This is a genomic window from Streptomyces sp. NPDC048211, assembly GCF_043202315.1.
GTDB lineage: Bacteria > Actinomycetota > Actinomycetes > Streptomycetales > Streptomycetaceae > Streptomyces.
Map to the genome: position 1 here is coordinate 212,175 of NZ_JBIDAD010000012.1, position 13,154 is coordinate 225,328.

A 13,154-nucleotide genomic window follows, 5' to 3' on the forward strand; every position below is an offset into this window, starting at 1 on the left:
CGCCGTGACGCCCGTGCGGATCGAGACCGACCCGGAGCACGGCGGCCGGTGGACCTCCCTGCGGGCGGCCGGCCGTGAATGGCTCTGGCACCGCCCGGAGCCGCGCCGCCCCGGCGTCCGTCCCGGCGACGCCTTCGCCGACGCCGGAGGTCTGGAGGAGTGCGTGCCGACGGTACGCGGCACTCCCGACCACGGCGACGCGTGGTCCCGGCCCTGGCGGCGGGGGGCCGACGGCACCGAGACGGCCGACTGCCCCGACTTCCGGATCAGCCGGCTGATCCGTACCGACGGGGACGCGGCGGTGGCCGACTACCGTCTCACCGCGGAACCCGGCTACCGCTTCCTGTGGGCCGCCCACGCCCTGCTCGACCTCGCGCCGGGCGCCCGCATCGGGATCCGGGACGGCGCGCAGGTCCGCCGCTACCCCGACGGCGGCGCGCGGTGGACACCCTGCTCCTGGCCCGCCGGGCTCGACCGGCTCGGCCCGGACGACGGGACGGCCCTCGGCGCGATCGTCGACACTCGGCAGGTGGAGGTCCACGACGGCCCGTCGGTCCTGCGGATGACCGTCGAGGCCGGAGGACAGCCGGTGTCCGTCGCGCTGTGGCGCAACCTCGGAGGCTTCCCCGCGCACACGCCGTACCGCTCCGTCGGTGTCGAACCGATGCTCGGCCGGGTCTTCGGACTGGCGGCCGCCGGGGACGCGGACGCGGCACTCGTCCCACCCGGCGGCGAGGTGCGCTGGCGTCTCACCGTCACCGCACACACCACACCCGTACAGAAGTAAGCAAGGAAAGGTAACCCCGCCCGTGGAGCTGCTGACCGCACTGCGCACCCACCGGATCGTCGCCATCGTGCGCGGCGCCGACGCGGACGCCGCACTCAGAACCGTCCTCGCCCTGGCCGAGGAGGGACTCCCGCTCATCGAGGTCTCCCTCAGCGGACAGGACGCACTCGACGTCATCCGCCGCGCCCGCGCCGCCCTCGGCCCGGCCGCACCGCTCGGCGCGGGCACCGTCCTGACCGCCGCGGACGCGGCCGCCGTCCACGACGCGGGCGCCGACTTCGTCGTCACCCCCGCCGTCTGCGAGGGGGTCACCGAGGCGAAGCGTCTCGGGCTGCCCGTCCTGGCCGGTGTGATGACCCCGAGCGACATCGTCGCCGCGCAGCGCCTCGGCGCCGACGCGTTCAAGCTCTTCCCCGCCGCGCAGGCAGGCGGCCCCGGCTATCTCAAGGCGCTGCGCGGGCCCTTCCCCGACGCGCCGTTCGTCCCGGTCGGCGGAGTGGACGCCGAGGCCGCCCGCGCCTATCTCGCCCGCGGCGCCACCGCCGTGGGCGTCGGCTCCCCGCTGATCGGCGACGCGGCCGACGGCGGCAGCACCGACGCGCTGCGCGAGCGCACCCGCGCCTTCCTCGACGCCGTACGTCCGTCCGCGGACGCCGGGCGATGACGGCCGGAGCGCCGGCCGCGCAGTGGCCGGACCGCCTGGAGCTGGGCGAGGGCATCCGGGTGGTCGACGGCCGTGTCGTCCTCGTCGACATCCTCACCGGCCGGCTGCTCTCCGGCCCCGACGACCGCACCGCCCCGCTCACCGAACTGGCCCGGCTCCCTGAACCGCTCGGCGCGGTCGCCCCCGTTCACGGGCGTCCCGGTCACTGGATCGCGGCCGCCGGTACCGGCATCTGCCTGATCGGTCCGGACGGCCGCCCCGAGTGGCTCGCCCGGCCCGAGGACGGGGCCGCCGCCGCGATGCGGATGAACGACGCCACCGCCGATCCCCAGGGCCGGTTCTGGGCGGGCAGCATGGCGTACGACGGGGCCGAGGGCGCGGGTTCCCTCTACCGGGTCGGCCCCGGCGGCACGGTGGAGCGGGTCCTGGGGGACCTCACCGTGCCCAACGGTCCGGCCTTCACGGCGGACGGCCGCGCGATGTACCTCGCCGACAGTGCGAAGGGCGTCGTCCGCCGCTACCCCGTCGACCCGGACAGCGGCCTGCCGGGCGCGCCGGACACCTTCGCCGTGCTGGAGGAGGGCAGTCCGGACGGCATGGCGGTCGACGCCGAGGGCGGTCTGTGGGCTGCCGTCTGGGGCACCGGAACCGTCCGCCGCTACCGCGCCGACGGCACTCCCGACCGCCGGATCGCGCTGCCGGCGGTCCAGCCCGCCGGGCTCTGCCTCGACGGAGACACCCTGTACGTCACCAGTGCCCGGCACGGACTCACCGCACCCGGGCCGCTGGACGGCGCGGTCTTCCGCGTACGGGTCGACGTACCGGGTCCGCCCACCGCCGCCTACCGGCAGGGGAGTGCCGCATGACCGCGACCGACCGTCCGCGGGGTCCGTGGCCCGTCCGGCCCCCGGTGGCCTGCATCGGCGAGACCATGGCCGCGCTGGTGCCGGACCCCGCCGCGCCGCTGGAGGACGCCGACCGGCTCGGAGTCCGCGTCGCGGGCGCCGAATCCAATGTGGCGATGTACCTCGCCGACCACGGCGTACCCGCCCGCTGGGTCTCCGCCCTCGGCGACGACCCCTTCGGCCGCCGGATCCGCGGCGAGGTGGCCGCCTCCGGAGTCGATGTCAGCGGCGTGCGGACGGACCCGCTCCGTCCGACCGGTCTCCTCGTCAAGGACCCCGGCACCGACGGCACGCGGGTCCACTACTACCGCCGCGGTTCCGCCGCCTCGGCCCTGACCCCGGAACTGCTGGACGACGAGGCCGTGCGCACGGCCGGGCTCATCCACCTCAGCGGCATCACGCCGGCGCTCTCGGCGGGCTGCCGCGAGCTGGTCGCCGCGCTGCTGGACACCCCGGTGGACGAGCGGCCGTGCCCCGTGAGCTTCGACGTCAACCACCGCCCCGCCCTGTGGGCGCAGGGCACGGCGGCCGGGGTCCTGCTCGCCCTCGCCCGGCAGGCGGACATCACCTTCGTCGGTCTGGACGAGGCCCAGGCCCTGTGGGGCGGGGAACTGGCCGACGCGGCCGCCGTACGGGAACTGCTGCCCGAGCCGCGCATCCTGGTCGTCAAGGACGGCGGACGGGCCGCCACCGCGTTCGAGGGCGACCGGGCGCACACCGTGCCGGCGCCCAGGGTCGAGGTCGTCGAACCGGTGGGCGCCGGCGACGCGTTCGCCGCCGGGTTCCTCGCCGGCCTGCTGCGCGGAGAGAACACCGTACGGGCACTGCGGCGGGGGCACCTCACCGCGGGAGCCGCGCTGCGGGTCACCGGCGACCACGGCCCCCTGCCGGACCCCGCACGGCTCGCGGAGCTGCTGGACGCGGGGCCGGCCGCATGGGCCGCGGGAACGGGCGGGAGCTGAGGGCACCGTCCTGGCGCGCAGGTCAGGCCGCGCAGGTCAGGCCGCGCAGGTCAGGCCGCGCAGGTCAGGCCGTGCGGGGACGGAAGAGGTCCGGCCCGTACCCCCGAGCGGGGGTACGGGCCGGACCTCGTGGACCATGGGGGACGGGCGGCTCAGCCCGCCGTCGCCGGCTCCGGCCGCTCGGCCGCCGGGCCGGGCAGCGGGGCCACGGCCTCCGGCCGCTCGCGCTGTGACAGCAGGACGCGGACCACGCCGATCCACACCAGGCACGAACCGAGCATGTGCGCCCCGACCAGGATCTCGGGGGTGTCGTTGAAGTACTGCACGTACCCGATCACGCCCTGCGCCATCAGGATCAGGAAGAGGTCCCGGGCGCGGTGCAGGGGGCCCACGGGTGCGTCGACGGCCTTCAGGACGAACCAGAGTGCGACGGTCAGCGCCACCACGACCCATGCCAGGTCGGCGTGGAGCTGCGCGATCATCTTCCAGTCGATCGGGATGCGGTGGACGTCGCTGGAGTCACCGGCGTGCCGTCCGGCCCCCGTGACCACCGTGCCGACCGCGATCAGCAGCCCCGCCGCGACCGCCAGCAGCCAGGTGAGCTGCGAGACGGCCTTGCCCACCAGGGGGCGCGGTGCCGTGTCACCCTCCCGGACCCGCTGCCAGGTCACCAGGGCGATCGTGAGCAGCGCGGTGGAGAGCAGGAAGTGTGCCGCGACGGTGTACGGGTTGAGGCCGACGAGCACCACGATGCCGCCGAGCACGGCGTTGCCCATGACCACCCAGAACTGCGCCCAGCCGAGCCTGGTGAGGCTGCGGCGCCAGGGCTCGGCGGAGCGGGCGGCGATGATCGCCCATCCGACCGCCGCGCACAGGACGTAGGTGAGCATCCGGTTGCCGAACTCGATGGCGCCGTGGAAGCCCATCTCGCCGGTCGCCGTCAGGCTGTCGTCGGTGCACTTGGGCCAGGTGGGGCAGCCGAGGCCGGAACCGGTCAGCCGCACGGCACCGCCGGTGACGACGATGACGACGGCCATGACGACGGCCGACATCGCCGCACGGCGGACGGTCCGGGGGGACGGCGTCCAGCGCTCGGCGATGAAGAGGAGCGGGTTCCGCACGGCTTGAGCGACTTCGGCTCGGGTCAGCTTGGGCACGCGCACCATCGTAGGGGGCCGCTTGTGCAAGCTTTCACGAGGGGGACGATTACCCCGAACCGCCTACGGAACGCACCCGCGGGCTCACTCCCGGCGGAAGTACGGATCACCCGCGGGCTCACTCCCAGCGGAAGAACCTCGCCGCCGCGCCCAGCCCCAGCACCGTCCACACGGCCAGGATCCCCAGGTCGCCCCACGGCATCGCGGCGCCGTGCTGCAGCACGTCCCTGAGGCCGTCCGAGAGAGCGGCGATCGGCAGCAGCCCCAGTACGGACCGCACCGCGTCCGGGAACTTGTCCAGCGGCACGATGACCCCGCCGCCGACCAGCAGCAGCAGGAAGACCAGGTTGGCGGCGGCCAGCGTCGCCTCCGCCTTCAGCGTCCCGGCCATCAGCAGACCGAGCCCGGAGAACGCGGCGGTGCCCAGCACCAGGAGCAGCAGCACGGCGAACGGGTTGCCGTGCGGAGACCAGCCCAGCGCGAAAGCGATCACCGTCAGCAGGACGACCTGGAGCACTTCGGTGACCAGCACCGCGAGGGTCTTCGCCGTCATCAGCGCCCAGCGGGGCAGCGGCGAGGCGGCGAGCCGCTTGAGCACGCCGTAGCGCCGCTCGAATCCGGTGGCGATGGCCTGGCCGGTGAAGGCCGTGGACATCACGGCGAGGGCGAGGATGCCGGGGGTCAGGAAGTCGACCGACTCGCCCGAGCCGGTGTCCACGATGTCGACGGCGCTGAACAGCACCAGCAGCAGCGTCGGGATGATCACCGTCAGCAGCAGCTGCTCGCCGTTGCGCAGCAGCATCCGGGTCTCCAGCGCGGTCTGCGCGGCGATCATGCGGGGCAGCGGGGCGGCGCCCGGCCGGGGGGCGTACGTACCGGCGCTCATGCGCGCAGCTCCTTGCCGGTCAGTTCGAGGAAGACGTCTTCCAGGGTGTGCCGCTCGACGGAGATGCCCGAGGGCATCACGCCGTTCTGCGCGCACCAGGAGGTGACGGTGGCCAGCAGCTGCGGGTCGACGTCGCCGGTGATGCGGTACACGCCGGTGGTGAGCTCGGCCGCCTCCGTGCCGTCGGGCAGTGCCTTCAGCAGGGAGCCGAGGTCGAGGCCGGGGCGGCCGGTGAAGCGCAGGGTGTTCTCGGCGCCGCCGCGGCACAGGGCCTCGGGGCTGTCCTGGGCGATGACCCGGCCGGCGTCGATGACGGCGACGTCGTCGGCGAGCTCCTCGGCCTCGTCCATGAAGTGGGTGGTCAGGACGACCGAGACGCCGTCGGCGCGCAGTTCGCGTACGAGGTCCCAGGTGGAGCGGCGGGCCTGCGGGTCGAGTCCCGCGGTCGGCTCGTCCAGGAAGACCAGCTCCGGGCGGCCCACGACGGCCATGGCCAGGGCGAGGCGCTGCTGCTGGCCGCCGGAGAGCCGGCGGTAGGTGGTGCGGCCGCAGCCGCCCAGGCCCAGACGCTCGATGAGGGCGTCCACGTCCAGGGGGTGGGCGTGCAGCTTCGCCATGTGGGTGAGCATCTCGTCGGCGCGCGCGCCGGAGTAGACGCCGCCGGACTGGAGCATCACGCCGATACGGGGGCGAAGACGCGCCGCGTCGGCGACCGGGTCGAGGCCGAGGACCCGGACCGTCCCGCCATCCGGACGGCGGTATCCCTCGCAGGTCTCGATCGTGGTGGTCTTGCCCGCGCCGTTGGGGCCGAGGACGGCGGTGACCGCACCCGCCCGGACATCCAGGTCGAGGCCGTCCACCGCGGCTTTGCTGCCGTACCGCTTCACCAGGCCGCGGACCTGGACAGCCGGGCCGGAGGGGGGTGGGGCGGACTCGCTCTTCATGGGCGGTAAGTCTAGGCAGCCGTCCGCGGGGGCCCGGTCCGGGGGCTTGATTAGGTAACCCTAAGTGATGGATTACACCCTTGATCGTTTCGGACCGTGGTTGTCAGAGGCGGAGGAATTACGCAACAATGGCGTTGTGAAATACCAGGGCGAGGCTCCGCAGGAGGAACTCGCGACCGGAGAGCGCTCGACGCGCAACCGGGTCGCGCGCTCCATCCTGGACCACGGCCCGTCCACCGTCGCCGACCTGGCGAAGCGCCTGGGGCTCACCCAGGCGGCGGTCCGCCGCCACCTCGACGCCCTCGTCTCCGACGACGTCGTCGAGGCCCGCGAGCAGCGGGTGTACGGGGCACGGACCCGGGGCCGGCCGGCCAAGGTGTTCGCCCTGACCGACTGCGGCCGGGACGCCTTCGACCAGTCCTACGACCAGCTCGCCGCGGATGCCCTGCGCTGGATCGCCGAGACCTCGGGCGATGAAGCGGTCATGGTCTTCGCCCGGGCCAGGATCGCCGGCCAGTCGGCGGCCTACCGCGCGGCCGTCGAGGCCGCGGACCCCGCATCCCGTACGGAGGCGCTGGCCAAGGCCTTGTCCGCCGACGGGTACGCTGCTACGGCGCGCAGCGCGCCGGGCCCGCAGCAGGGTGAGCAGCTGTGCCAGCACCACTGCCCGGTCGCGCATGTCGCCGAGCAGTACCCGCAGCTGTGCGAGGCGGAGACGGAGTTCTTCTCCAGCCTCCTGGGGACCCATGTGCAGCGTCTGGCCACCATCGCCCACGGCGACGGGGTGTGTACGACGTACATTCCGCGCAGCGGCCACCCCACCCCACAGACCACTGATTCAGCATCTGCAAGAACGGCCGGGAGGAACCCCGCATGACGCTCCCTACGGAGACTGCCCACCCTGAGCTCGAGGGTCTGGGCACGTACGAATTCGGCTGGGCCGACTCCGACGCGGCAGGCGCAGCGGCCAAGCGCGGCCTCTCCGAGGCCGTCGTCCGCGACATCTCGGAGAAGAAGAACGAGCCCGAGTGGATGCTGAAGCTGCGGCTCAAGGGCCTCAAGCTCTTCGGCAAGAAGCCCATGCCGAACTGGGGCTCGGACCTGTCGGGCATCGACTTCGACAACATCAAGTACTTCGTGCGTTCCACGGAGAAGCAGGCGGAGTCCTGGGAGGACCTGCCCGAGGACATCAAGAACACGTACGACAAGCTCGGCATCCCGGAGGCGGAGAAGCAGCGCCTCGTCGCCGGTGTCGCCGCGCAGTACGAGTCCGAGGTCGTCTACCACCAGATCAACGAGGAGCTGGAGGCGCAGGGTGTCATCTTCATGGACACCGACACCGCGCTGAAGGAGCACCCGGAGCTCTTCAAGGAGTACTTCGGCACCGTCATCCCCGTCGGTGACAACAAGTTCGCCTCGCTGAACTCGGCCGTGTGGTCCGGTGGCTCGTTCATCTACGTGCCGAAGGGCGTGCACGTGGAGATCCCGCTCCAGGCCTACTTCCGTATCAACACGGAGAACATGGGCCAGTTCGAGCGGACGCTGATCATCGTCGACGAGGACGCCTACGTCCACTACGTCGAGGGCTGCACCGCGCCGATCTACTCCTCGGACTCGCTGCACTCCGCGGTCGTCGAGATCATCGTGAAGAAGGGCGGCCGCTGCCGCTACACGACGATCCAGAACTGGTCGAACAACGTCTACAACCTGGTGACCAAGCGCGCCGTCGCCTACGAGGGCGCGACCATGGAGTGGGTCGACGGCAACATCGGCTCCAAGGTCACCATGAAGTACCCGGCCGTCTACCTGATGGGCGAGCACGCCAAGGGCGAGACCCTGTCCATCGCCTTCGCGGGCGAGGGCCAGCACCAGGACGCCGGCGCCAAGATGGTCCACATGGCTCCGAACACCTCGTCGAACATCGTCTCCAAGTCGGTGGCGCGAGGCGGCGGCCGCACCTCCTACCGCGGTCTCATCGAGATCGGCGAGGGCGCGCCCGGCTCGAAGTCCAATGTGCTCTGTGACGCGCTGCTGGTCGACACCATCTCGCGTTCCGACACCTACCCGTACGTCGACGTCCGCGAGGACGACGTGTCGATGGGCCACGAGGCGACCGTCTCCAAGGTCTCCGAGGACCAGCTCTTCTACCTGATGAGCCGCGGCATGACCGAGTTCGAGGCGATGGCGATGATCGTGCGCGGCTTCGTCGAGCCGATCGCGAAGGAACTCCCGATGGAGTACGCCCTCGAGCTCAACCGGCTGATCGAGCTCCAGATGGAGGGTTCGGTCGGCTAGTACGCCGACGACCGACCCCCCTGACATCTGTCCGACTGAGAAAGCGAGCACTACGACAGCCATGGCTGAGGCTCAGAACATCCCGGCGGGATCCACCACTGCCGGCTCCATCGCGGTGGCCGCCGAGTCGACCGTCGCCACGCGCATGAGCGCGCCCCCGTCCTTCGACGTCGCGGACTTCCCGGTCCCGCACGGCCGCGAGGAGGAGTGGCGGTTCACGCCGCTGGAGCGGCTGCGCGGGCTGCACGACGGCACCGCCGTCGCCACCGGCAGCGGTGTGAAGGTCGCCATCGAGGCTCCCGCGGGCGTCACGGTCGAGACCGTCGGCCGCGACGACGCGCGCCTGGGCAAGGCCGGCACGCCGGTGGACCGGGTCGCCGCGCAGGCGTACTCGTCCTTCGAGCAGGCCTCGGTCGTCACGGTCGCCAAGGAAGCCGTGCTCACCGAGCCGATCCGGATCGCCGTGCACGGCGAGGGCGGTGTGGCCTACGGCCACCAGGTCATCGAGCTGGGCGCCTTCGCCGAGGCCGTCGTCGTCATCGACCACACCGGTGACACCGTGCTCGCCGCCAACGTCGACTACGTCCTGGGCGACGGTGCGAAGCTGACCGTCGTCTCCGTCCAGGACTGGGACGAGCAGGCCGTCCACGTCGGCCAGCACAACGCGCTGGTCGGCCGCGACGCCTCCTTCAAGTCCATCGTCGTCACCTTCGGCGGCGACGTCGTCCGCCTTCACCCGCGGATCGCCTACGCGGGTCCCGGCGGCGAGGCGGAGCTCTTCGGTCTGTACTTCACCGACAAGGGCCAGCACCAGGAGCACCGCCTCCTGGTCGACCACAACGCCCCGCACTGCAAGTCCAACGTGGCCTACAAGGGCGCGCTGCAGGGCGACGGCGCCCACGCCGTATGGATCGGCGACGTCCTCATCCAGGCCCGCGCCGAGGGAACCGACACCTACGAGATGAACCGCAACCTCGTCCTCACGGACGGTGCGCGGGTCGACTCGGTGCCGAACCTGGAGATCGAGACCGGCGAGATCGTCGGCGCCGGCCACGCCTCCGCGACCGGCCGCTTCGACGACGAGCAGCTCTTCTACCTCCAGTCCCGCGGCATCCCGGCCGAGGAGGCCCGCCGCCTCGTCGTGCGCGGCTTCTTCGCCGAGCTGGTCCAGCAGATCGGTCTGCCGGACGTCGAAGCCCGTCTCCTCGACAAGATCGAGACCGAGCTGAAGGCGTCGGTCTGATGACCTTCGTCAAGGCGTGCGCGCTGAGCGAGCTGGAGGACGACACCCCGAAGCGGGTGGAGCTCGCCGGCACGCCGGTGTCCGTCGTCCGCACCGAGGGCGAGGTGTTCGCGATCAACGACATCTGCTCGCACGCGAACGTCTCCCTGTCCGAGGGCGAGGTCGAGGACTGCATGATCGAGTGCTGGCTGCACGGATCGAGCTTCGACCTGCGCACCGGCAAGCCGTCCGGCCTTCCCGCGACGCGCCCCGTCCCCGTATACCCCGTCAAGATCGAAGGGGACGATGTGCTCGTCTCCGTCACCCAGGAGTCCTGAGTCACCCATGGCAACGCTTGAAATCCGCGACCTGCACGTCACCGTCGAGGCCGACAACGCCACGAAGGAGATCCTCAAGGGCGTCGACCTGACCGTGAAGCAGGGCGAGACCCACGCCATCATGGGCCCCAACGGGTCCGGCAAGTCCACCCTCGCGTACTCGCTGGCGGGCCACCCCAAGTACACGGTCACCAGTGGCACGGTCACCCTGGACGGCGAGGACGTCCTGGAGATGTCCGTCGACGAGCGGGCCCGCGCCGGCCTGTTCCTCGCCATGCAGTACCCGGTCGAGATCCCCGGTGTCTCGGTCTCCAACTTCCTGCGTACCTCCGCCACCGCGATCCGCGGCGAGGCCCCCAAGCTGCGTACCTGGGTGAAGGAGGTCAAGGAGACGATGTCCGGCCTCCAGATGGACCCCTCCTTCGCCGAGCGCAACGTCAACGAGGGCTTCTCCGGCGGTGAGAAGAAGCGCCACGAGATCCTTCAGCTGGAGCTCCTCAAGCCGAAGGTCGCGATCCTCGACGAGACCGACTCCGGCCTGGACGTCGACGCCCTGCGCATCGTCTCCGAGGGCGTCAACCGGGTCCGCGAGACCGGCGAGGTCGGCACCCTGCTGATCACGCACTACACGCGGATCCTCCGCTACATCAAGCCCGACTTCGTGCACGTCTTCGCCAACGGCCGGATCGCCGAGTCCGGCGGCGCCGAGCTCGCCGACAAGCTGGAGAACGAGGGCTACGAGGCATACGTGAAGGGTGGCGCTTCCGCGTGACTGATGCCCGACCGGGGCTCTCCGGCCTCCTCGACACCGAGGCGATCCGCAAGGACTTCCCGATCCTGGACCGCACGGTCCACGACGGCAAGAAGATCGTGTACCTGGACAGCGCGGCGACCTCGCAGAAGCCGCGCCAGGTCCTCGATGCCCTCAACGAGTACTACGAGCGGCACAACGCCAATGTGCACCGCGGCGTGTACACGATCGCGGAGGAGGCCACGGCGCTCTACGAGGGCGCTCGTGACAAGGTCGCCGCGTTCATCAACGCGCCCAGCCGCAACGAGGTGATCTTCACCAAGAACGCCTCGGAGTCGCTCAACCTCGTGGCCAACATGCTCGGCTGGGCCGACGAGCCCTATCGGGTCGACCACGAGACCGAGATCGTCACCACGGAGATGGAGCACCACTCCAACATCGTGCCGTGGCAGCTGCTCTCGCAGCGCACCGGCGCGAAGCTGAAGTGGTTCGGCATCACCGACGACGGCCGGCTCGACCTGTCCAACATCAACGAGATCATCACCGAGAAGACGAAGATCGTCTCCTTCACGCTGGTCTCGAACATTATGGGCACGATCAACCCGGTCGAGCAGATCGTCCGGCGTGCCCAGGAAGTCGGTGCCCTGGTCTGCATCGACGCCTCGCAGGCGGCACCGCACATGGTGCTCGACGTGCAGGCGCTGCAGGCCGACTTCGTGGCCTTCACCGGTCACAAGATGGTCGGCCCGACCGGCATCGGCGTGCTCTGGGGACGGCAGGAGCTCCTGGAGGACCTGCCGCCGTTCCTCGGCGGCGGCGAGATGATCGAGACCGTGTCGATGCACTCGTCGACGTACGCCCCGGCGCCGCACAAGTTCGAGGCCGGTACGCCCCCGATCGCCCAGGCCGTCGGCCTCGGCGCGGCCGTGGACTACCTCTCGGCGATCGGCATGGAGAACATCCACCGCCATGAGCAGGCCATCACCGCATACGCGGTGAAGCGCCTGCTGGAGGTCCCGGACCTCAGGATCATCGGTCCGGCCACCGCGGAGGACCGCGGCGCCACGATCTCCTTCACGCTCGGCGACATCCACCCGCACGACGTGGGCCAGGTGCTCGACGAGGAGGGCATCGCGGTCCGGGTCGGACACCACTGCGCACGGCCGGTCTGCCTGCGGTACGGAATTCCTGCGACGACGCGAGCGTCGTTCTATCTGTACTCCACGCCCGCCGAGGTCGACGCCCTGGTGGACGGTCTGAACCACGTCCGGAACTTTTTCGGTTAGACAGCGGCTGAGGGTTGACTGGTGAAGCTTGATTCCATGTACCAGGAAGTGATCCTGGACCACTACAAGCACCCCCACGGGCGCGGCCTGCGGGACGGCGACGCCGAGGTGCACCACGTCAATCCGACGTGCGGCGACGAGATCACGTTGCGGGTGCGGTACGACGGCGAGACGATCGCCGATGTGAGCTACGAAGGCCAGGGCTGCTCCATCAGCCAGGCCAGCGCCTCCGTGCTGAACGAGCTGCTGGTCGGCAAGGAACTGGGCGAGGCCCAGAAGATCCAGGCCGCGTTCCTGGAGCTGATGCAGTCCAAGGGACAGCTGGAGCCGGACGACGCGATGGAGGAGGTGCTGGAGGACGCGGTCGCGTTCGCCGGTGTCTCCAAGTACCCGGCCCGGGTCAAGTGCGCGCTGCTGAGCTGGATGGCGTGGAAGGACGCGACGGCGCAAGCGCTGTCCGAAGGGAAGACGGCATGAGCGACAACGAGACTCTCACCACCAAGCCGGCCTCCGAGGAGGAGGTCCGCGAGGCGCTGTACGACGTCGTCGACCCCGAGCTGGGCATCGACGTCGTCAACCTGGGCCTGATCTACGGCATCCACATCGACGACGCCAACATCGCCACCCTCGACATGACCCTGACGTCCGCGGCCTGCCCGCTGACCGATGTCATCGAGGACCAGGCGAAGTCCGCCACCGACGGCATCGTCAACGAGCTCCGCATCAACTGGGTCTGGATGCCGCCGTGGGGCCCGGACAAGATCACGGACGACGGCCGCGAGCAGCTGCGCGCGCTGGGCTTCAACGTCTGAGCATGTCCGTACGCGTGTGAACGGCCCCCGGCGCAAGCCCGCCGGGGGCCGTTCGGCGTTGTTCGTCCGGCGTACCCCTGGCGTGCGCCCCCCGTTGGCACAGGAACCGGAACCTACTCCTCGACACCACGCCGACGAGAGGTAC

At 71.0% G+C, this 13,154-nt stretch carries 15 protein-coding genes; 12 read left to right on the forward strand and 3 right to left on the reverse strand.

Features of this window, described 5'->3' with window-relative positions:
• Positions 1 to 4: 4 nt before the first annotated feature.
• The 4 genes from ACGFZA_RS34470 to ACGFZA_RS34485 are packed head-to-tail and all read left to right on the forward strand — an operon-like array spanning position 5 to position 3,318.
• On the forward strand, positions 5 to 787 hold the full coding sequence (locus ACGFZA_RS34470; RefSeq protein WP_393684344.1) for a hypothetical protein: 783 nt from the start codon (positions 5 to 7) through the stop codon (positions 785 to 787).
• A 22-nt stretch (positions 788 to 809) separates the two neighbouring features.
• Complete coding sequence (locus ACGFZA_RS34475; RefSeq protein WP_385285894.1) at positions 810 to 1,451, forward strand: bifunctional 4-hydroxy-2-oxoglutarate aldolase/2-dehydro-3-deoxy-phosphogluconate aldolase; 642 nt, start codon at positions 810 to 812, stop codon at positions 1,449 to 1,451.
• On the forward strand, positions 1,448 to 2,317 hold the full coding sequence (locus tag ACGFZA_RS34480; RefSeq protein ID WP_393684346.1) for an SMP-30/gluconolactonase/LRE family protein: 870 nt from the start codon (positions 1,448 to 1,450) through the stop codon (positions 2,315 to 2,317). Before ACGFZA_RS34475 ends, ACGFZA_RS34480 begins: the two co-directional genes overlap by 4 nt.
• On the forward strand, positions 2,314 to 3,318 hold the full coding sequence (locus ACGFZA_RS34485) for a sugar kinase (RefSeq protein WP_393684348.1): 1,005 nt from the start codon (positions 2,314 to 2,316) through the stop codon (positions 3,316 to 3,318). Before ACGFZA_RS34480 ends, ACGFZA_RS34485 begins: the two co-directional genes overlap by 4 nt.
• 152 nt (positions 3,319 to 3,470) lie before the next feature.
• Here ACGFZA_RS34485 and ACGFZA_RS34490 read toward each other — a convergent pair whose 3' ends face one another.
• The 3 genes from ACGFZA_RS34490 to ACGFZA_RS34500 all read right to left on the reverse strand — a co-directional run bounded on the left by ACGFZA_RS34490 (position 3,471) and on the right by ACGFZA_RS34500 (position 6,305).
• A complete protein-coding gene (locus tag ACGFZA_RS34490; RefSeq protein WP_393684350.1) occupies positions 3,471 to 4,484 on the reverse strand; it encodes a heme A synthase in 1,014 nt (337 codons plus the stop codon).
• A gap of 109 nt (positions 4,485 to 4,593) precedes the next feature.
• On the reverse strand, positions 4,594 to 5,361 hold the full coding sequence (locus tag ACGFZA_RS34495) for an ABC transporter permease (protein ID WP_385285900.1): 768 nt from the start codon (positions 5,359 to 5,361) through the stop codon (positions 4,594 to 4,596).
• The gene (locus ACGFZA_RS34500; RefSeq protein ID WP_393684353.1) at positions 5,358 to 6,305 is read right to left on the reverse strand and encodes an ABC transporter ATP-binding protein; all 948 of its coding nucleotides are present in this window, start codon (positions 6,303 to 6,305) and stop codon (positions 5,358 to 5,360) included. The genes ACGFZA_RS34495 and ACGFZA_RS34500 overlap by 4 nt, the downstream gene beginning before the upstream one ends.
• Positions 6,306 to 6,441: 136 nt before the next feature.
• Here ACGFZA_RS34500 and ACGFZA_RS34505 point away from each other — a divergent pair, with 136 nt between their 5' ends.
• The 8 genes from ACGFZA_RS34505 to ACGFZA_RS34540 all read left to right on the forward strand — a co-directional run bounded on the left by ACGFZA_RS34505 (position 6,442) and on the right by ACGFZA_RS34540 (position 13,009).
• Positions 6,442 to 7,182: a helix-turn-helix transcriptional regulator gene (locus ACGFZA_RS34505; protein WP_385285903.1), complete on the forward strand. Its 741-nt coding sequence runs from the start codon at positions 6,442 to 6,444 to the stop codon at positions 7,180 to 7,182.
• Positions 7,179 to 8,600 (forward strand): Fe-S cluster assembly protein SufB, encoded by a 1,422-nt coding sequence (sufB, locus tag ACGFZA_RS34510; protein ID WP_385285906.1) that lies wholly within the window; start codon positions 7,179 to 7,181, stop codon positions 8,598 to 8,600. The genes ACGFZA_RS34505 and sufB overlap by 4 nt, the downstream gene beginning before the upstream one ends.
• A gap of 61 nt (positions 8,601 to 8,661) precedes the next feature.
• Positions 8,662 to 9,843, forward strand: coding sequence for a Fe-S cluster assembly protein SufD (gene sufD, locus ACGFZA_RS34515; protein ID WP_385285907.1), 1,182 nt, complete (start codon positions 8,662 to 8,664; stop codon positions 9,841 to 9,843).
• A complete protein-coding gene (locus ACGFZA_RS34520) occupies positions 9,843 to 10,160 on the forward strand; it encodes a bifunctional 3-phenylpropionate/cinnamic acid dioxygenase ferredoxin subunit (protein WP_219570184.1) in 318 nt (105 codons plus the stop codon). Before sufD ends, ACGFZA_RS34520 begins: the two co-directional genes overlap by 1 nt.
• 7 nt (positions 10,161 to 10,167) lie before the next feature.
• On the forward strand, positions 10,168 to 10,932 hold the full coding sequence (sufC, locus tag ACGFZA_RS34525; protein WP_393684357.1) for a Fe-S cluster assembly ATPase SufC: 765 nt from the start codon (positions 10,168 to 10,170) through the stop codon (positions 10,930 to 10,932).
• Entirely contained in the window at positions 10,929 to 12,197 is a 1,269-nt protein-coding gene (locus tag ACGFZA_RS34530; RefSeq protein ID WP_385285911.1) for a cysteine desulfurase, read from the forward strand. The genes sufC and ACGFZA_RS34530 overlap by 4 nt, the downstream gene beginning before the upstream one ends.
• Before the next feature lie 21 nt (positions 12,198 to 12,218).
• Entirely contained in the window at positions 12,219 to 12,674 is a 456-nt protein-coding gene (gene sufU / locus ACGFZA_RS34535) for a Fe-S cluster assembly sulfur transfer protein SufU (RefSeq protein WP_073968341.1), read from the forward strand.
• Positions 12,671 to 13,009, forward strand: coding sequence for a metal-sulfur cluster assembly factor (locus ACGFZA_RS34540; RefSeq protein WP_093539690.1), 339 nt, complete (start codon positions 12,671 to 12,673; stop codon positions 13,007 to 13,009). Before sufU ends, ACGFZA_RS34540 begins: the two co-directional genes overlap by 4 nt.
• Positions 13,010 to 13,154 lie beyond the last annotated feature (145 nt).